Source organism: Mycobacterium adipatum (assembly GCF_001644575.1).
GTDB lineage: Bacteria > Actinomycetota > Actinomycetes > Mycobacteriales > Mycobacteriaceae > Mycobacterium > Mycobacterium adipatum.
In genome coordinates this window covers 2,523,856-2,542,059 of sequence record NZ_CP015596.1, presented here as the reverse complement: position 1 = coordinate 2,542,059, position 18,204 = coordinate 2,523,856, and the positions used below count along the sequence as shown (strand labels likewise).

The following is an 18,204-nucleotide window of genomic DNA, read 5'->3' as shown; positions in this document are numbered from 1 at the left end:
CATGGGCACCGACCATGTCGCCCGCCTGACCAGCCGGATCTCCGGAGCGCGGGTTGTCGTCGTGAACGACTTCATCACCGAGAAGGCCGAGCAGATCGCCGCGGGCATCGACGGATGCCGCGCCGTCGCCGATCCGCTCGACGCCATCGCCGACCCGCAGGTCGACGCGGTGGTGCTGGCCACTCCCGGCCCGACCCACGAGAAGCAGTTGCTGGCCTGCCTTGAGCACGGCAAGCCGGTGCTGTGCGAGAAGCCGCTGACCACCGATGTCGCCACCTCGTTGGAGATCGTCAAGCGCGAGGCCGAACTGGGCAAGCGGCTCATCCAGGTCGGGTTCATGCGGCGCTTCGATCACGAGTACGCCCAGCTGAAGTCGCTCCTGGACTCCGGTGACCTGGGCCGCGCGCTGGTCCTGCACTGCGTACATCGAAACCCGGCCGTGCCGCCGTCCTTCGACAGCGCCATGGTGGTGCGCGACTCGTTGGTGCACGAGGTCGATGTCACGCGGTTCCTGTTCGACGAGGAGGTCACCTCGATCCAGATCATCGCGCCGTCGGCCAATCCCGCTGCGCCGGAGGGCCTGGCCGATCCGCAGATCGCCATCCTGCGTACGGCGTCGGGTCGGCACGTCGATGTCGAACTGTTCGTCACGACCGGTGTCGCCTACGAGGTGCGCACCGAGGTGGTGGCCGAAAAGGGCAGCGCCATGATCGGTTTGGACGTCGGACTGATCCGCTCGCACAGCGGCGGGATCCGCGGCGGACGGATCACCCCGGGTTTCCGTGAGCGGTTCGGGCAGGCCTATGACACCGAATTTCAGCGCTGGGTGGACGCCGTGCACAGTGGCGGCAATGTCGACGGCCCGAGCGCGTGGGATGGTTATGCCGCCGCCGCGGTCTGTGCGGCCGGTGTGGAATCGCTCAACTCCGGCCTGCCGGTCGAGGTGACGATGGTCGACCGCGCCTCCATCCCGGGGGCGTGAGGTGAAGATCGCGCTTGATCCCACCCCGTTTCACCACGACCATGATCTGCTCGACCTCCCTAATGTGGTGGCCGAGTTGGGGTACGAGCACCTGCAGCTGACCCCGCACCGGGACTTCATCCCCTTCTTCAACCACCCGCGCGCCGACGACGCGCTGGTGGCCAGGTTCGGTAAGGCCTGCGCCGACGCGGGTGTCGGGATTGCCTCGGTGCTGCCGGTGCTGCGCTGGGCCAGTCCCGATCCCGATGCCCGGGAGGCGGCCGTGCGTAACTGGAAGCGGGTCATACAGATCACCGTCGACCTCGGGGTCAGCGTGATCAACACCGAGTTCTCGGGCCGGCCGGAGAAGGCCGAGGAATCCGAGCGGGCGTTCTTCCGGTCCATGGAAGAGCTGCTGCCGATCATCGAGCGTGAGGGGATCGACGTCCGGATCGACCCGCACCCAGACGATTTCGTGGAGGACGGCCTGGAAGCGGTGCGCATCATCCGCGGAGTCAACTCGCCGAATATCGGCATGGTGTACGTGGCCTGCCACACGTTTCACATGGGGGGCACGATGGGCTCGAACATGACCGAGATCATGCGCGCCGCCGCCGACCTGCTGCGCCTGGTGCACGTGGCCGACACCATGGATCACCATCGCAGCCACGGCCTGCGCTACATCACCAACCCGCCGGGCAATCCGGTACGGGTGCATCAGCACCTCAAGATCGGGGACGGCGACATCGATTGGGACGAATTCTTCGGCGGCTTGGCCGCGCTCGGCTTCTACGACCGCGAGGACACCGTGATGGTCTCCTCGGTGTTCGCCGAGGACGAGACCGCCCACGAGGTGTCCCGCTACCAGCTCAAGACCATGACCGACTACGTCGCGAAGTACGGAAGGTAGAACCACATGCGCACCATCTCCCACTGGGTGAACAACGGCGCTTTCGCCGGTTCCTCGAATATCACGGCGCCGGTGACGAATCCGGCGACCGGCCAGGTGACCGGACAGGTCGCCCTGGGCAGCACCGCCGACGCCCAGGCCGTCATCGCCGCCGCCGCCGCCGCGTTCCCGGCCTGGCGCGACGCCAGCCTGGCCAAACGCACCCAGGTCCTCTTCCGGTTCCGCGAACTGCTCAACGAACGCAAAGGCGAACTCGCCGAAATCATCACCAGCGAACACGGCAAAGTCGTCTCCGACGCCCTCGGCGAAGTCAGCCGCGGCCAGGAAGTCGTCGAATTCGCCTGCGGCATCCCCCACCTGCTCAAGGGCGGCTACACCGAAAACGCCTCCACCAAGGTCGACGTCTACTCCATCCGCCAACCCCTGGGCCCCGTCGCAATCATCTCCCCATTCAACTTCCCCGCCATGGTCCCCATGTGGTTCTTCCCCGTCGCCATCGCCGCCGGCAACACCGTGGTCCTCAAACCCTCGGAAAAAGACCCCTCCGCCTCCCTGTGGCTGGCCGCCCTGTGGAAAGAAGCCGGCCTACCCGACGGCGTGTTCAACGTGCTCCAAGGCGACAAGACCGTCGTCGACGAACTGCTCACCAACCCCACCATCAAGGCCGTGTCCTTCGTCGGATCCACCCCGATCGCCCAATACGTCTACGCCACCGCCACCGCCACCGGCAAACGCGTCCAAGCCCTCGGCGGCGCCAAAAACCACGCCGTCATCCTCCCCGACGCCGACCTGGACCTGGCCGCCGACGCCATGGTCAACGCCGGATTCGGCTCCGCCGGGGAACGCTGCATGGCCATCAGCGCCGCCGTCGCCGTCGGCCCCATCGCCGACGACCTGATCGCCAAGATCACCGAACGCACCGTCGGCCTCACAACCGGCGACGGCACCCGCGACGCCGATATGGGACCCCTGGTCACCAAGGCCCACCGCGACAAGGTCGCCTCCTACATCGACGCCGGCGAAGCCGACGGCGCCAAGGTCGTCGTCGACGGCCGCACCGTCACCCCCGACGGCGCCGAAGAGGGCTTCTGGCTCGGCCCCACCCTGCTCGACAACGTCACCCCCACCATGAGCGTCTACACCGACGAGATCTTCGGCCCCGTCCTCTCGGTGCTACGCGTGGACACCTACGACCAAGCCCTGGAACTGATCAACACCAACCCCTACGGCAACGGCACCGCCATCTTCACCAACGACGGCGGCGCCGCCCGACGCTTCCAAAACGAAGTCGAAGTCGGCATGGTCGGCATCAACGTCCCCATCCCGGTCCCCATGGCCTACTACAGCTTCGGCGGCTGGAAAGCCTCACTGTTCGGCGACAGCCACGCCCACGGCACCGACGGCGTCAACTTCTACACCCGCCAAAAAGCCATCACCAGCCGCTGGCTGGACCCCTCCCACGGCGGCATCGACCTCGGCTTCCCCGGGAACGCCTGACCGCGGGCTCGCGACGACGGTCAACGGCGCCACCAGGATGTCGCGCCGCGGGTGCGGGGTTGCGGTGTGGTGTCCCGCCCGCACGTGCACTGTTGCGCTGCCGGCACCGACCGCATCACGTCATCGACGTGCTGGCCGCAACCGGCCCATCCTGTCTTGCCGCACTTGGGACATTTCTCTGGGTAACACATGGGTTCTCCTGGGGTGATACGAGATTCGGTCAGGGTGTCGAGGCCGCGATCTTGGCGCGGACGTCATCCATGTCGAGCGCCTGGACCCTGGTGATGAGATCCTCCAGGGCCGCGGCGGGCATGGCGCCAGGCTGGCGGTAGACGAGTACGCCGTCACGAAAAGCCATGATGGTGGGGATTGCCTGGATTTCCAACGCCGCGGCGAGCTGCTGCTGCGCCTCGGTGTCGACCTTGGCATGCACCACGTCGGGGTGTGCCTGCGACGAGCGCTCGAAGACTGGGGCGAAGGCGCGGCACGGACCGCACCACGAGGCCCAGAAGTCGACCAGCACAATGGGATTGTCGGCAATCGTGCTCTCGAAATCGGCGGCGGTCATGGTTTTGGTGGACATTGCTGTGTTCCTTTCTCGATAGGTGTGGGTAGTTCTGCTCAGGCGTTTTGGTGTGTTTCGTCCCAGGCGCCGTAGCCGCCCAGGATGTCGCTGACGTCGGTGAAGCCGTGGGCCCGCAGCAGGCTGGCCGCGACTGAGGATCGGTAGCCGCCGGCGCAGTACACGACGGTGGGGCGCGCGGGGTCCAGCTCGGCGAGTCGGGCGGGTAGCTGACCGACCGGGATGGAGACCGCGCCCGGGATCATCCCGGCGGCGACCTCACCGGGATTGCGCACATCCACGACCTGCAGATCGGCGATCTGGGCGGCCCGCTCATCGAAGGCCTTGGCGGTCAACCGCGACGCCACCTGCACCTGGTCCTGATGGTCGAACATCACCTCGAACGGCCGCGCCAGATACCCGATCACCCGGTCAAACCCGATCCGCGCCAACCGTGTCTTGGCTTCCAGTTCCTGGCCGGGTTCGGTGAACAACACGATATCGGCATCGGTGGCGACGACCGACCCGGCGAACTCGGCGTAGCGGCCCTCCAACCCGATATTGACCGCACCCCGCAGGTGCCCCAACGCGAACTCCTCAGGCCCACGCCCGTCGACGAGCACCGCGCCCTTGCTCATGGCGTCGCGCACCTGCGCATAGCTCATCGCGGTCGGCATCTTCGTCTCGTCCAACAACTCACGGTCCTTGCGGTTGAGGATCGCGTCGTAGACGAAATAGCTCGGCGCCGGGGGCTGGCCTTCGGTGACCAACGCCATGAACGTTTCCTTGTCCGGGGCCCGCAACGCATAGTTGGTGGCCTTCTGCTCCCCCATCGTCGACCACAACTCCGTGGACAGGTTCTTCCCGCACGCCGACCCCGCACCATGGGCGGGATAGACCCGGGTGGCATCGGGCAGCGTCATCAACTGGGTGTGCAACGAGTCATAGAGCTTGTCGGCCAACTCCTCGCGGGTGAACCCGATCGAGGCCAGCAGATCCGGGCGGCCCACATCACCGATGAACAACGCGTCCCCGGTCAGCACCCCGTAGGGCACCTCATCGCCGGCATGCTCATAGACCACGACCGACAACGACTCCGGGGTGTGTCCCGGGGTGTGGCGGAACTCCAACATCACCTCGCCCAGCGAGTAGCGCTGCCCGTCGTCCACCCCCATCGACTCGAACTCGGTCTGCGCGACCGAGGAATACACGATCTTCGCGCCGGTGGCCTTGGCTAGCTCCAGATGCCCGGACAGGAAATCGGCGTGAAAGTGCGTCTCGATCACCAACTCGATGCTCACCCCGAGCTCCTTGGCATCGGCCAGATACTCGGCGACATCACGCTGCGGATCGACCACCACCGCACGCCCGGTCGACTCATCAGCGATCAGATACGACGCATGCGACAGGCAATCCAGGTAGTACTGGATGAACTTCATGACCAGAGTCCTCTCAAATTGTCGGTGACGGGGTTGTCTGACGACCACTCTGCCTATACCCCTACGGGTATGTCAAGTACCCTAGGGGGTATATAAATTCCCTCTTGCATTTACCCCCTGGGGTATGTCTATCATGGGTGTAACGATACCCCCCGAGGTATCAGCCCCTGTAGGGGCTTTCGTCACCACACCACCGAAAGGACCCCCGCCATGACCGCACCCACCATCGATTCCCACGACCTGCACCAGATGCTGGATTCGGCCACCCCGCCACGGGTGCTCGACGTCCGAACCCCCGGCGAGTTCGAGACCGCCCACATCGCCGGCGCCTACAACGTCCCGCTGGACCTGCTCCAAGAGCATCGCGACGAGATCATCAAGCATCTCGACGAGGACGTCGTCCTGGTCTGCCGCTCCGGCCAACGCGCCGCCCAGGCTGAAGAAACCCTGCGCACCGCCGGACTGACCAACGTGCACATCCTCGACGGCGGCATCAACGCCTGGGAAACCAACGGCTTCGCCGTCAACCGCGGCGCCACCCGCTGGGACCTCGAACGCCAAGTCCGTCTCGTCGCCGGCTCCCTCGTGCTCACCGCCGTCCTGGGCAGCATCGCCGCCCCCAAACTCAAATGGCTGGCCGCCGGCATCGGCGGCGGACTCACCTTCGCCGCGGTCTCCAACACCTGCGCAATGGGCATGGCGCTGTCCAAGCTGCCCTACAACCGCGGCGCCAGCTGCGACGCCCAGACCATCGTCTCCCAGCTCGTCGGCCCCGGCCCCACAGACCAGAAAGCGAAGTAGCCGATCATGATTGCCCTCACCATCGGCCTGGCCGTGTTCGTCGGTATCGCATTGGGGCTACTGGGCGGCGGCGGGTCCATCCTCACCGTCCCGCTGCTGGCCTACGTGGCCGGCATGGACGCCAAACAAGCCATCGCCACCTCACTTCTCGTGGTCGGCGTCACCAGCGCCATCGGCGCGATCTCCCACGCCCGCGCCGGCCGGGTCCAGTGGCGCACCGGCCTGATCTTCGGCGCCGCCGGCATGGCCGGCGCCTACGCCGGGGGCCTGCTGGCCCAATTCATCCCCGGCACGGTCCTGCTCATCGGATTCGCCATCATGATGATCGCCACCGCCATCGCCATGCTGCGCGGCCGCAAAACCGTCGAGGCCACCGACAGCAACCACCGGCTCCCGGTACCCAAAATCCTCGCCGAAGGCCTGGTCGTCGGCCTGGTCACCGGCCTCGTCGGCGCCGGCGGCGGATTCCTCGTCGTGCCCGCCCTCGCCCTGCTCGGCGGACTCCCCATGCCCATCGCCGTCGGCACCTCACTGGTCGTGATCGCCATGAAGTCGTTCGCCGGCTTAGCCGGGTACCTGTCCAGCGTCCAGATCAACTGGACGGTGGCACTGGGGGTGACCGCCGCGGCCGTCGTGGGTGCGCTCATCGGCGCCCGACTCACCGCCATCATCAACCCCGACGCCCTCCGCAAAACCTTCGGCTGGTTCGTACTCGCGATGTCCTCGGTCATTTTGGCCCAGGAAATCCACCTGGCCGTGGGCTTGGCCGCGGCAGCGCTGACCATCATCGCGGGCGGGCTGTACCTCGCGTGCACCAGGAAAGATCTCTGTCCACTGCGCATGCTCATTCCCGGCCGGCGGGAGCCCGTGGCCATTGGTCAACCCGCCCCACAGACCAGCTCATGACAATTCGATGCGGAGAAACGGAGGAACCGACATGGCCGCTGACCAGAACACCGAAAACGAGGTGCTGAACCGCCTACGACGCGCCCAAGGGCAACTCACCGGAGTGATCGCGATGATCGAACAGGGCCGCGACTGCAAGGACGTGGTCACACAGCTCGCCGCGGTGTCGAAGGCGTTGGACCGCGCCGGATTCAAGATTGTCGCCACCGGAATGCGGGCATGCGCCACCGGCGCCGCCGCCAACGGCGACCATCCCCCGCTGACCGAGGCCGAGCTCGAAAAGCTCTTCCTCACACTGTCGTAGACACACCGACACCTTCGACCCGCCGACGAAAGGGTATGCGCGATGGACTCCACCGCCTGGGATGAGCGCTACGCCGGCGCCGAACACCCGTGGGGCTCAGCGCCTCCGGGTGCGCTCATAGCCCGCTACGCGACGCTGCGCCCGGGGCGGGCCATCGATCTCGCCTGCGGAGACGGTCGCAACGCCCGGCACCTGGCGGAGTCGGGTTGGGACGTCGAGGCTGTGGACTTCTCGCCGGTGGCGATCGAAGTGGCGACCGCAGCCCACGACAACCAGCACATCTCCTATGTGGTCGACGATGTCAGGACGTGGCAGCCCGCCGGGTCCGCAGATCTGGTGGTGATCAGCTTCCTGCACCTACCGATCGACGAGCTGGTCCAGGTCATCACCGTTGCAGGGACCTGGCTGCGCCCCGGCGGTCATCTGCTCTATCTCGGCCACGCGCTGGAGAACTTCGTCCACGGGGTCGGCGGGCCTCCCGATCCCGCCATTCTGCCCGGTGTCGCGGATCTTGCGCGGGCAAGCCAGGGCATGCAGGTTGTCGAACTCGCCCACCTCAGCAGACCGCACGGGGATGACCAGGCGATCGACATCCTCCTGCACACCCAACCGTGGGACCGGCCAGCCGAGTCTGCACCGGCGCCCCCGGCAGCGATGCCCGACGAGAACCATCAACAGAAGACGGAGTGAATTGCCATGACAAACACCGAGATTCCCTCTCCCACCACACCGGCCGTGACGGGCATGCCGCGCATCGGCGACCCGGCGCCGGCCTTCACCGCCGTGACGACCCAGGGTGACATCACCTTCCCCGCCGACTACGCGGGCAAATGGGTGATCTTCTTCTCCCACCCCGCCGACTTCACCCCGGTCTGCACCAGCGAGTTCATGACGTTCGCATCGATGCAGCAGGAGTTCGCCGCCTACAACACCGAGCTGGTCGGGCTGTCGGTGGACGGGCTGTACAGCCACATCGCCTGGCTGCGAACGATCAAGGAGAAGATCGCCTTTCGCGGCATGAAGGACGTCGAAGTCACGTTCCCGCTCATCGAAGACGTATCGATGAGGATCGCCGAAATGTACGGAATGATCATGCCCGGCGAGGACTCGACCAAGGCGGTACGGGCCGTCTTCGTCATCGACCCCGAGGGCAGAATTCGCACCGTCATCTACTACCCGCTGAGCCTGGGCCGCAACTTCGACGAATTGCTCCGCGTCATCAAGGCCCTGCAGACCGCCGACCACTTCTCGGTGGCCACACCCGCCGACTGGCGCCCAGGCGAGCCCGTCATCGTTCCGCCCGCCGGCTCCTGCGGCACCGCCAAGGAACGCATGGACGGCCACGACGACGGCGTCACGTGCGCGGACTGGTTCTTCTGCACCAAAGAGATCCCGGCCGACGCAGTCGAGGCCGCCATTCGGGCGAAAGGCACGGCGTGATGGACGTACCAGAGGTCGATCCGATCGCAGCGATGCGGCTCGTCGACGAGTCCGGCGCCATCCTGCTCGACGTCCGCGAAGACGACGAGTGGGCAGCAGGCCATGCCCCCGGCGCAGTCCATCTGCGACTTGGTCGACTCGATCCACGCACGTTCGGTGCGAGTGCGCCGGTTGTCGCGGTATGCAGGTCGGGCAACAGATCCGGTTCCGCGGCGAGAAAACTCGCGGCCGCAGGGGTCACCGTCTACAACCTGGTCGGCGGCATGAAGGCGTGGCGGGAGGCCGGTCGGCCGGTGATTCGGGACGACGGTACCCCCGGCACTGTTCTCTGATCACGAGCGATCGGGTCTGCTCGAGCCGATCGGATCGCCACGTCGTGAGCCGTTGGCTCTCAGCCGAAGACGCGGTCGATGAACGCCTCGGTGCCGTGCTTCCAGGCGACGACGAAGTTGCCGACGTCATCGCGGCTGATCGCCAGGCTGGGGCAGAACCAGCCGCTGCCGTCCTCGGCGAAGAAATGCGGCGATCCGATCACCCCGCGGGTGCGGCCCTCCTCCCAATCGGCGCGGACCGCGGCGGACGTGGCCTCGACGTCGAGGGGTTCGAGACCGAAGCGGACGGCGATCGGCTCGACGATCTCGGGTCGCCCGATATCGAGCCCCTCCTCGAACACCGCGTTACGCAGTGCCATCCCGACATCCTCGACCAGCGCGGGATCGCCGGTGCGGTCCGCCGCGGCCGTCAGTGCGAACGCGGCCATCGACGTGCCGGGGAAGGCATCGACCGAAAAGCCCGCGAACAGGTCGGGGCGCACAGACCCGCGCAGCGCGGCGATCTCCGCGGCGATGTGGTGCGGGTCGAGCGGCCCGTCGTTGATCAGCTCCAGCGGCCAGGCCCGGATTCGCAGTCGCGGTTCGGTCAGGCCGTACCGGCCGCGGCGATCGACCAGTGTGCGCAGCCCGACGTGGGTGAACGGACACAGGACGTCGGCGAACACCTCGATGGTGCGCAGGTCGCTCACCGTCACGCCGGCTGTCCGGTGCCCGCATCGGCGAACTCGCAGAAGGCGGCGTAGGCGCGCGCACCATAGATGGTGGCCGGCCCGCCATGCATCATGATGCCGACGCCGATGACCTCGGCCGCCTCCTGTTTGGTGGCACCCGCTCGGGCTGCTCCATGGGCGTGCGAGGCAATGCACCCGTCGCAGCCCTGCACGACTCCGATGACCATCGCGATCAGTTCCTTGAACTTGGCATCGACCGCTCCGGTGCCCAGTGCCGCCCGACTCAGCGCCCCGAACCCGTCGTAAACCTCGGGAATCATCTGACGCAACGCACGATGCTGCGGCTTCAGTTCGGCGAGTACAGCGGTGTGATGATCGTGATCTCCCATGCGCCCAACGTAGGCCGCACGGGGCACACGGCGGCAGTGCCTTAAGTCCCTGATATGGCGGCGGTCTCGGCGTCGCCGAGATTGATCGCCGGGAGCGGGGGCTGAGGTCACCAGAGGCCCCGGACGGGCCTGACCCCCGCACCCGGCGATGTCTGATATCCGCCTACAGGATGTAGAGCATCTCCTGATAGGTGGGCAGCGGCCAGAGATCGTCTGCCACAAGGCTCTCCAGCGTGTCCGCCGCAGCGCGCACGGCATCCATCGCGGGCAGCAGCACCGACTGGGCGTGCTTGGCCTCCTCGGCGGCACTGTCAGCGTGGTGCGACAGCCCCTCCTTGAGGGTGGCCAAGGCGGCGGTGAGGGCACCGATGGGTTCGGAAACCGTCTGCAGCAGTGTGAGATCCGGTTCCACTCCGGCTGCCTTGAGCGAGGCGACATTCTGCGCCAGTTCGGTCTGATACCGGACCGCGGCGGGCAGGATCACCGTGGACCCGATCTCCAGTGCCAGCTTGGCCTCGACCGCGACGGTCAGTGCGTACATCTCGTAGCGGACCTCGACACGGCTCTCCAGCTCCCGCTCGCTGAACACACCGTACTTCTCGAACACCTCGATGGCCTCGGGCTTGATCAGCTCCGGGATGGCGTCCAGGGTGGTCTTGAGGTTCGGCAGCCCACGCTCGGCGGCTTCGATCTGCCAGTTCTCCGAGTAGCCGTCGCCGTTGAACACCACCGCACCGTGTTCGGTGATGATGTCGGTCAGCAGCGTCTGCACCGCGGCGTCGAACTCCGTGCCATCGGCGACGGCCTTCTCCAGCACGGTGGCCATGTAGTCCAGCGAGTCGGCCATGATCGTGTTGAGGATGATCATCGGAACGTTGATGGTCTGGCCCGAACCCGGCGCCCGGAACTCGAATCGGTTACCGGTGAACGCGAACGGGCTGGTGCGGTTGCGGTCACCCGGGTCGGTGGGCAGATGCGGCAGTGTGTCGACACCGATCATCATGGTGCCCTTGCCCTTCGACGATGTCGCCGCGCCCTTGGCGATCTGCTCGAACACGTCGGCAAGCTGATCGCCGAGGAAGATCGAGATGATGGCCGGCGGCGCCTCATTGGCGCCGAGGCGGTGATCGTTGGTCGCCGATGCCACCGAGACCCGCAGCAGGCCGGCGAACTTGTGCACCGCACGGATCACGGCGGCGCAGAAGACCAGGAACTGTGCATTCTCGTGCGGGGTGTCACCGGGCACCAGCAAGCTGCCGAACTGCGAGTTGCCCAGCGAGAAGTTGACGTGCTTGCCGGAGCCGTTGACGCCGGCGAACGGCTTCTCGTGGAACAGGCACTCCATGCCGTGCTTCTTGGCGATCGTCTTGAACGTGGTCATCAGCAGCTGCTGATGGTCGGCGGCGATATTCGCCCGCTCGAACATCGGCGCGATCTCGAACTGCCCGGGTGCGACCTCGTTGTGCCGCGTCTTGGCCGGGATGCCCAGCTTGAACAGCTCCCGCTCGGTATCCATCATGAAGCCCAGCACCCGGTCGGGAATGGCGCCGAAGTAATGGTCGTCGAACTCCTGGCCCTTGGGCGGCTTCGCACCGAACAGCGTGCGGCCCGCGTTGATGAGGTCCGGCCGCGACAGGAAGAAGTGCCGGTCGACCAGGAAGTACTCCTGCTCCGGCCCGCAGAACGAGACGATGTTGTCGAAATCCTTGTGCCCGAACAATTTCAGGATGCGCTCAGCCTGAGCGCCCATGGCCTGCTGGCTGCGCAGCAACGGCGTCTTGTAGTCCAGCGCCTCACCGGTCATCGACACGAAGACGGTGGGGATACACAGCGTGTTGCCGTTCGGGTTCTCCAGGATGTAGGCCGGGCTGGTGACATCCCAGCCGGTGTATCCGCGCGCCTCGAAGGTGCTGCGCAGCCCGCCCGACGGGAAACTGGACGCGTCGGGCTCACCCTGGATGAGGGTCTTGCCGGCGAACTCGGCCAGCGTCTGGCCGTCGGAGACCGGTTCCAGGAAGCTGTCGTGCTTCTCGGCGGTCAGCCCGGTCATCGGGTAGAAGACGTGCGCGTAGTGGGTGGCACCCTTGGACAGCGCCCAGTCCTTCATGACCGAGGCCACCGAATCCGCGACGGCCGGGTCGAGCGCGGCGCCCTTCTCGATGGTCGCGACCACGGACTTGTACACCGACTTCGGCAACCGCAGCTGCATCTCGGCTTTGGTGAACACGTTCGACCCGAAGATCTCGCCGGGCGCCTCGGTGGGGTCGAAGCTGAAGGCCGGCGGCACGTAGCCTTCGACATTGGTGATCGCCTGCAGGCGGACAGCATTTGCGCTCAATGGAATTCCTTTGCACTGCGGTCCGCCAGCTACTCGACGGACGTTGACCGGCCAACGATAGGAACACCGGATGCCGAACTTGTTACGCCGGCGTCAACACCGGAATGCGGTGCACATCGGTGCTCGACAACGTGTGCGCGTCGTGGCGGCGGTGGGCCCCCTCGGCCTGCGACTTCGAGTCACTGACTGGGGACCGGCAGGCTAGCCGTCCTCGTTTGCGCCCCATTTTCGTGGCGAAACTCGCGTACCGGTCGCTCTAAGCAGCCTTGAAGCAACCGGTACGCGAGTTTCGCCCGTACCGCAGCGAATGCCGACGCAGTTGCAGTCGCGCGGGAGCTCCGAGCTACCCGCGCCGGTCGCCTGCGGCATCCCAGGCGGCCGCGATATGCGCTTCGAGGTCCACGTCGTCGGCCACCTCGGCGAGGGCGGCCGCGACGATCGAGGCCGGTGCCCGGTCCGGCACGACGAGTCCGATCACCGGCCGCGGCCCGTGCTGCACCATCGGTCGTGCGGCGAAGCCCGCCGGCACCCCGAGCTGCGGCAACCAGGCCGTGGACGCGATCGTCGCCCGCCCCGAGTGCGACAGATGGGCGTAGAGCGCGTCGACCGACGCCGCCTCCACGACAGGTCGGTACTGCACCCCTTCGGCGGCCATGTTGGCGTCCAGGATGCGCCGGTTGCGCATCGTGGTCATCAGCACGCACAGCTCCAGGCCCGCCGCGTCGGACCAGGCGACCTCGGGCGCGTTCATCAAGTGGTTCGCCGCCGGAGCCACCAGGACGTATTGCTCCCGGTACAGCACCACGGACCTGGTCCCGGGCGGGGCCTCGTCGTCGAGGTAGGTCAGTCCGGCGTCGATCTCGAAGTCGGCCAGCTGTCGCGCGATCTCGCGGGACGACAGGGCCTCGATGCGCACCGATGCCGCGGGGTTGCGGCGCAGGAACTCGCCGCTGATGAACGGGCTCGCGGGCACCGCGGTGGGAATGGCGCCCAGGCGGGCGGTCACGGTCAACCGGCCGCGCATGCGTTCCAGGTCGGCCAGCATGTCGTCGCGTTCGGCAATGATCCGCTGGGCCCATGTCACGACGCGCCGGCCCTCCTCGGTGAAGCCCTCGAAGCGGTGACCGCGCTGCACGATGACGATGCCCAGATCCTTCTCCAGACGCCGGATCGCGACGGACAGTGTCGGCTGGCTGACATGGCAGCGCGCGGCGGCCCGCCCGAAATGCCGTTCGGCGGCCAGCGCCAGGAGGTAGTCAAGGTGTTGCAGAAGCATGTCACTTGCCATCGATAGACACCGTCTATCACTGCATGTGAAATGGCAAATACTGATCACCGTGAGCCACGGCCGTCGACGGTTAGCCTGGACGATATGACCGGAGACGTCGACGCGAGCTACGACGAGCGCGATATCGAGATCACCGGCGCCAAGCACGAGGCCGCCGGCGTCAAGGCGGTCATGGTCAGCATGCAGCGTGGATTCAGCGAGATGGGTCCGCTGCGCACCGCCGCCACCCTGTCCAGGCTGAACCAGCGGCACGGATTCGACTGCCCCGGCTGCGCCTGGCCCGAGGAGCACGGTGGCCGCAAACTGGCCGAATTCTGCGAGAACGGTGCCAAGGCCGTCGCGGAAGAAGCCACCAAACGCGTCGTGACCACCGACTTCTTCGCGCGCCACTCGGTCGCCGAATTGTCCGCCAAGCCCGAATACTGGCTGTCTCAGCAGGGCCGGCTCACCCATCCGATGGTGCTGCGGCCCGGTGCCACCCACTACGCACCCATCGAGTGGGATGACGCCTACCGGCTGATCGCCGACCACCTGCACGATCTGGCCTCCCCCGACGAGGCAGTGTTCTACACCTCGGGACGCACCAGCAACGAGGCCGCTTTCCTCTACCAACTGCTGGTGCGCAGTTTCGGCACCAACAACCTGCCGGACTGCTCGAACATGTGCCACGAATCATCGGGCACCGCACTCACCGACTCGATCGGCATCGGCAAGGGTTCGGTGACCGTCGATGACGTGGTGCACGCCGACGTGATCCTGATCGCCGGCCAGAACCCGGGGACCAACCATCCGCGGATGCTGTCCACCCTGGAAAAGGCCAAGGCCAACGGCGCCACCGTCATCGCGGTCAACCCGTTGCCCGAGGCCGGGCTGATCAGATTCAAAGACCCGCAGAAGGTGCACGGCGTGGTCGGCCACGGCACCCCGATCGCCGACGAGTTCGTGCAGATCCGGATCGGCGGCGATATGGCGCTGTTCGCAGGATTGGGCCGCTTGTTGTTCGAGGCCGAAGATCGCGCGCCCGGCACGGTGGTCGACCGCGACTTCGTCGATACGCACTGCGCGGGCTTCGCTGAGTACGAACGCCAGACCCGCGCCGTCGATCTGGGCACGGTGCTGGAAGCAACCGGTGTCGACGAGGGCCAATTGCGCCGGGTCGCCGACATCCTCAGCCGCTCCGAGCGAACGGTGATCTGCTGGGCGATGGGCCTCACCCAGCAGCGGCATGCGGTCGCCACCATCGGTGAGGCCACCAATCTGCTGTTGCTGCGCGGCATGATCGGCAAGCCGGGCGCCGGGGTGTGCCCGGTACGCGGCCACTCGAATGTGCAGGGTGATCGCACCATGGGCATCTGGGAGAAGATGCCCGAATCATTCCTGGACGCACTGGATTCCCGGTTCGGGATCACCAGCCCGCGCCGGCACGGGCATGACACCGTGGACGCCATCCGGGCCATGCGCGACGGCCACGCCAAGACCTTCATCGGAATGGGTGGCAACTTCGTCTCGGCCACCCCCGACACCGAGGTCACCGAGGCCGCACTGCGCAACTGCACACTCACGGTGCAGATCTCGACGAAACTCAACCGCAGCCACCTGGTGCACGGCAAGACAGCGCTGATCCTGCCGACACTGGGCCGCACCGACCGCGACCTCCAGGCCTCAGGCAAACAACTGGTCTCCGTGGAGGACTCGATGTCCATGGTGCATCTGTCCCGCGGCAGCCTGACACCGGCCAGCGATCGGCTGCGCAGCGAGGTCGCCATCGTCTGCCAGCTGGCCCGCACCCTGCTCGGCCCCGACCACCCCGTCGAGTGGGAGGAGTTCAACGCCGACTACGACCGCATTCGCGATGCCATCGCCGACGTGGTGCCGGGCTGCGAGGACTACAACACCCGGGTGCGTCAACCAGACGGTTTCCAGCTGCCCCACCCGCCCCGGGATTCCCGCGAATTCCACACCGCCACCGGCAAAGCCAATTTCGCGGTGCACCCGCTGGAATGGGTCCCGGTACCCGAGGGCCGGCTGATCCTGCAGACCCTGCGCAGCCACGACCAGTACAACACCACCATCTACGGGCTCGACGACCGCTACCGCGGCGTCAGCGGCGGGCGCCGGGTGGTTTTCCTCAACCCCGCCGATATCGCCGCGTTCGGGCTGCGCGACGGTGACCGCGTCGACCTGGTCTCGGAGTTCGGCGGCCAGGAACGCCGGGCGAAGAACTTCCGGGTGGTGCCCTACGCCACGCCGGTCGGTAACGCGGCGGCTTACTATCCGGAAACCAACCCCCTGGTGGCGCTGGATCATGTTGCGGCACGGTCGAACACGCCGGTATCCAAGGCCGTGGTGATCCGGCTGGAAGCGCTCCCCCGGGCGAGCGAAGCGACGGGAAGTAACGATGGGTAGGGTGACCGCGCGCCGGCGGGTGCAGCACGTGACCGCCGACGATGCCACCGCCCGGCCCGAGACGCTGGCCGTCGAGGAACCCTTGGAGATCCGCGTCAACGGCACCCCGCTGACTGTCACGATGCGCACACCCGGATCCGATGTCGAACTGGCACAGGGATTTCTGCTCACCGAGGGACTGGTCACCCGGCGTGCGGACATCGCCGCCGTGCAGTACTGCCGCGGCGCCGGGGAAGACGGTGTCAACTCCTACAACGTGCTCGACGTGACCCTGGCGCACGGTGTCCCGATGCCTGACGTGGATGTCACCCGCAACTTCTACACCACCTCCTCCTGCGGGGTGTGCGGGAAGGCGTCGCTGGAGGCCGTGCGTCTGAGCAGCAAGCACGCCCCCGGCGACGATCCCCTCATCGTCGATGCAGCCACCCTGTCGGCGCTGCCCACCAGGCTGCGCGACCGGCAGAAGGTGTTCGCGGCCACCGGCGGCCTGCACGGCGCCGCGTTGTTCGACGCGCACGGCACCGCACTGGTGGTGCGCGAGGACATCGGCAGGCACAACGCCGTCGACAAGGTCATCGGCTGGGCCCTGGAATCGGGCCGGGTACCGCTGACCGGCACCGTGCTGCTGGTCAGCGGCCGGGCGTCCTTCGAGCTCACCCAGAAGGCGGTGATGGCCGGAATCCCGTTGCTGGCAGCGGTGTCCGCACCGTCCTCGTTGGCGGTCGACCTGGCCGCCCAGTCCGGTGTGACGCTGGTGGCGTTTCTGCGCGGCGACTCGATGAACGTCTACACCCGGCCCGACCGGGTGCGCAGCTAGCTGTCGTGACCTGAGAGGTTGTTGACGGCGCGCCTGCTTGAAATGGGGAGGACCTCCTGACGGAGTGGATGTGTCTGGCATTCACCCGTAGGAGGTCCTCGTGTCTCACGCTAACGCCCGTACCAACCTGTTCGCACGTCGCTTGATCGTGGAGCGTGTCGCGGCCGGCTGGCCGCCCGCGCAGGTTGCTGAACAACTGGGAATTTCGCGGGCCACGGTCTACAAGTGGCTGCGCCGATACGCCGAAGGTGGTGACGAAGCCCTCGCTGACCGGTCCTCGCGTCCGCACCGGATGCCCCGGCGCACCAGCGACCGAGTCGAGAAGAAGGTGCTCGCCGCGCGGCGACGCCGCAAGCGTGGCGCAGTCATGCTGGCTGCTGAACTTGGGATGCACGCCTCGACGGTGGGACGGATCCTGGCGCGTCACCAGGTACCGCATTTGAGTGCAATCGACCCGATCACCGGTGAGCCGGTGCGCTCGTCGCGGCGCAGCCCCAACCGCTACGAGCACCGCACCCCAGGATCAATGGTCCACGTCGACGTCAAGAAGCTGGGCCGCATCCCCAAAGGCGGCGGGTGGCGCCTGCACGGCCGCGACGCCGCGGTGTCAGTGGCCAACCGGCACAAGAAGACCCGCATCGGCTACGACTACGTGCACACCGCCATCGACGACCACACCCGGCTGGCCTACAGCGAGGTACTCACCGACGAGAAAGACCTGACCTGCGCGGGATTCTTGCACCGAGCGTTGGAATGGTTCGCCAGCCACGGTGTGCGGGTGCGTCGGCTGCTGACCGACAACGCCATGGTCTACCGACACGGCACCAACTGGGGCTGGGTGTGCACGGCCTGGGGACTCAAACGCCGGTTCATCAAACCCGGCTGCCCCTGGACCAACGGCAAAGCCGAACGCTTCAACCGCACCCTGCTCAACGAATGGGCCTACGCCCGCCCCTGGACATCCAACAGCCTACGAAAACGAGGACTTGACCGATTCCTACACCGCTACAACACTCAACGAGGCCACTCCGCCCTCGGCGGACACCCACCCATCAGCCGACTCGCCGCCTGACAACAACGTGTCAGGTCACAACAGCTAGCCGGCCGACAACCTCCACCGGTTCTCCACAGAACCTCCATGCG

The 18,204-nt window shown here is 66.6% G+C and carries 18 protein-coding genes; 12 read left to right on the top strand and 6 right to left on the bottom strand.

What is annotated here, in order from left to right; all coding sequences use genetic code 11:
- Window position 1 precedes the first annotated feature (1 nt).
- The 3 genes from A7U43_RS12095 to A7U43_RS12085 are packed head-to-tail and all read left to right on the top strand — an operon-like array spanning window position 2 to window position 3,368.
- On the top strand, window positions 2-982 hold the full coding sequence (locus tag A7U43_RS12095; RefSeq protein WP_068002531.1) for a Gfo/Idh/MocA family protein: 981 nt from the start codon (window positions 2-4) through the stop codon (window positions 980-982).
- Between the two features lies 1 nt (window position 983).
- The gene (locus A7U43_RS12090) at window positions 984-1,871 is read left to right on the top strand and encodes a sugar phosphate isomerase/epimerase family protein (protein ID WP_067995217.1); all 888 of its coding nucleotides are present in this window, start codon (window positions 984-986) and stop codon (window positions 1,869-1,871) included.
- 6 nt (window positions 1,872-1,877) lie between these two features.
- Complete coding sequence (locus A7U43_RS12085; RefSeq protein WP_067995214.1) at window positions 1,878-3,368, top strand: CoA-acylating methylmalonate-semialdehyde dehydrogenase; 1,491 nt, start codon at window positions 1,878-1,880, stop codon at window positions 3,366-3,368.
- Between the two features lie 220 nt (window positions 3,369-3,588).
- Here the strand turns inward: A7U43_RS12085 and trxA are convergent, their stop codons facing one another.
- Window positions 3,589-3,951, bottom strand: a complete 363-nt coding sequence (trxA, locus tag A7U43_RS12080) for a thioredoxin (protein WP_067995212.1) — start codon at window positions 3,949-3,951, stop codon at window positions 3,589-3,591.
- A 38-nt stretch (window positions 3,952-3,989) separates the two neighbouring features.
- Entirely contained in the window at window positions 3,990-5,369 is a 1,380-nt protein-coding gene (locus A7U43_RS12075; RefSeq protein WP_067995209.1) for an MBL fold metallo-hydrolase, read from the bottom strand.
- 210 nt (window positions 5,370-5,579) lie between these two features.
- Between A7U43_RS12075 and A7U43_RS12070 the strand changes: the two genes are divergently transcribed.
- Genes A7U43_RS12070 through A7U43_RS12045 form a run of 6 tightly spaced genes read left to right on the top strand, consistent with a single transcriptional unit; the run spans window position 5,580 to window position 9,152 of the window.
- Window positions 5,580-6,170, top strand: coding sequence for a rhodanese-like domain-containing protein (locus tag A7U43_RS12070; protein WP_067995206.1), 591 nt, complete (start codon window positions 5,580-5,582; stop codon window positions 6,168-6,170).
- Window positions 6,171-6,176: 6 nt separating this feature from the next.
- A complete protein-coding gene (locus A7U43_RS12065; RefSeq protein ID WP_067995203.1) occupies window positions 6,177-7,076 on the top strand; it encodes a sulfite exporter TauE/SafE family protein in 900 nt (299 codons plus the stop codon).
- Between the two features lie 31 nt (window positions 7,077-7,107).
- On the top strand, window positions 7,108-7,380 hold the full coding sequence (locus tag A7U43_RS12060) for a metal-sensitive transcriptional regulator (RefSeq protein WP_067995200.1): 273 nt from the start codon (window positions 7,108-7,110) through the stop codon (window positions 7,378-7,380).
- Between the two features lie 42 nt (window positions 7,381-7,422).
- Window positions 7,423-8,070 (top strand): class I SAM-dependent methyltransferase, encoded by a 648-nt coding sequence (locus tag A7U43_RS12055; protein WP_082902109.1) that lies wholly within the window; start codon window positions 7,423-7,425, stop codon window positions 8,068-8,070.
- Window positions 8,071-8,076: 6 nt separating this feature from the next.
- The gene (locus A7U43_RS12050) at window positions 8,077-8,820 is read left to right on the top strand and encodes a peroxiredoxin (protein WP_231963572.1); all 744 of its coding nucleotides are present in this window, start codon (window positions 8,077-8,079) and stop codon (window positions 8,818-8,820) included.
- Window positions 8,820-9,152, top strand: a complete 333-nt coding sequence (locus A7U43_RS12045; protein ID WP_067995197.1) for a rhodanese-like domain-containing protein — start codon at window positions 8,820-8,822, stop codon at window positions 9,150-9,152. Before A7U43_RS12050 ends, A7U43_RS12045 begins: the two co-directional genes overlap by 1 nt.
- 59 nt (window positions 9,153-9,211) lie before the next feature.
- On the opposite strand, the gene A7U43_RS12040 is transcribed toward A7U43_RS12045, so the two are convergent.
- From A7U43_RS12040 to A7U43_RS12025, 4 genes are all read right to left on the bottom strand, one after another.
- Window positions 9,212-9,847 (bottom strand): DsbA family oxidoreductase, encoded by a 636-nt coding sequence (locus A7U43_RS12040; RefSeq protein ID WP_231963570.1) that lies wholly within the window; start codon window positions 9,845-9,847, stop codon window positions 9,212-9,214.
- Window positions 9,844-10,212, bottom strand: a complete 369-nt coding sequence (locus A7U43_RS12035; protein ID WP_067995195.1) for a carboxymuconolactone decarboxylase family protein — start codon at window positions 10,210-10,212, stop codon at window positions 9,844-9,846. The genes A7U43_RS12040 and A7U43_RS12035 overlap by 4 nt, the downstream gene beginning before the upstream one ends.
- Before the next feature lie 163 nt (window positions 10,213-10,375).
- Window positions 10,376-12,550, bottom strand: a complete 2,175-nt coding sequence (locus A7U43_RS12030; RefSeq protein ID WP_067995192.1) for a glutamine synthetase III family protein — start codon at window positions 12,548-12,550, stop codon at window positions 10,376-10,378.
- A 343-nt stretch (window positions 12,551-12,893) separates the two neighbouring features.
- Window positions 12,894-13,838: a LysR family transcriptional regulator gene (locus A7U43_RS12025; protein ID WP_067995189.1), complete on the bottom strand. Its 945-nt coding sequence runs from the start codon at window positions 13,836-13,838 to the stop codon at window positions 12,894-12,896.
- Between the two features lie 84 nt (window positions 13,839-13,922).
- Here A7U43_RS12025 and A7U43_RS12020 point away from each other — a divergent pair, with 84 nt between their 5' ends.
- The 3 genes from A7U43_RS12020 (at window position 13,923) to A7U43_RS12010 (ending at window position 18,133) form a co-directional block, all read left to right on the top strand.
- A complete protein-coding gene (locus tag A7U43_RS12020) occupies window positions 13,923-16,244 on the top strand; it encodes an FdhF/YdeP family oxidoreductase (protein WP_067995185.1) in 2,322 nt (773 codons plus the stop codon).
- Window positions 16,237-17,061 carry a formate dehydrogenase accessory sulfurtransferase FdhD gene (fdhD, locus tag A7U43_RS12015; protein ID WP_067995182.1) on the top strand — a complete coding sequence of 275 codons (825 nt, stop codon included), beginning with the start codon at window positions 16,237-16,239 and terminating at the stop codon, window positions 17,059-17,061. The genes A7U43_RS12020 and fdhD overlap by 8 nt, the downstream gene beginning before the upstream one ends.
- A gap of 100 nt (window positions 17,062-17,161) precedes the next feature.
- Window positions 17,162-18,133 (top strand): IS481 family transposase, encoded by a 972-nt coding sequence (locus A7U43_RS12010; protein WP_064898557.1) that lies wholly within the window; start codon window positions 17,162-17,164, stop codon window positions 18,131-18,133.
- The last annotated feature ends 71 nt before the right edge of the window (window positions 18,134-18,204 follow it).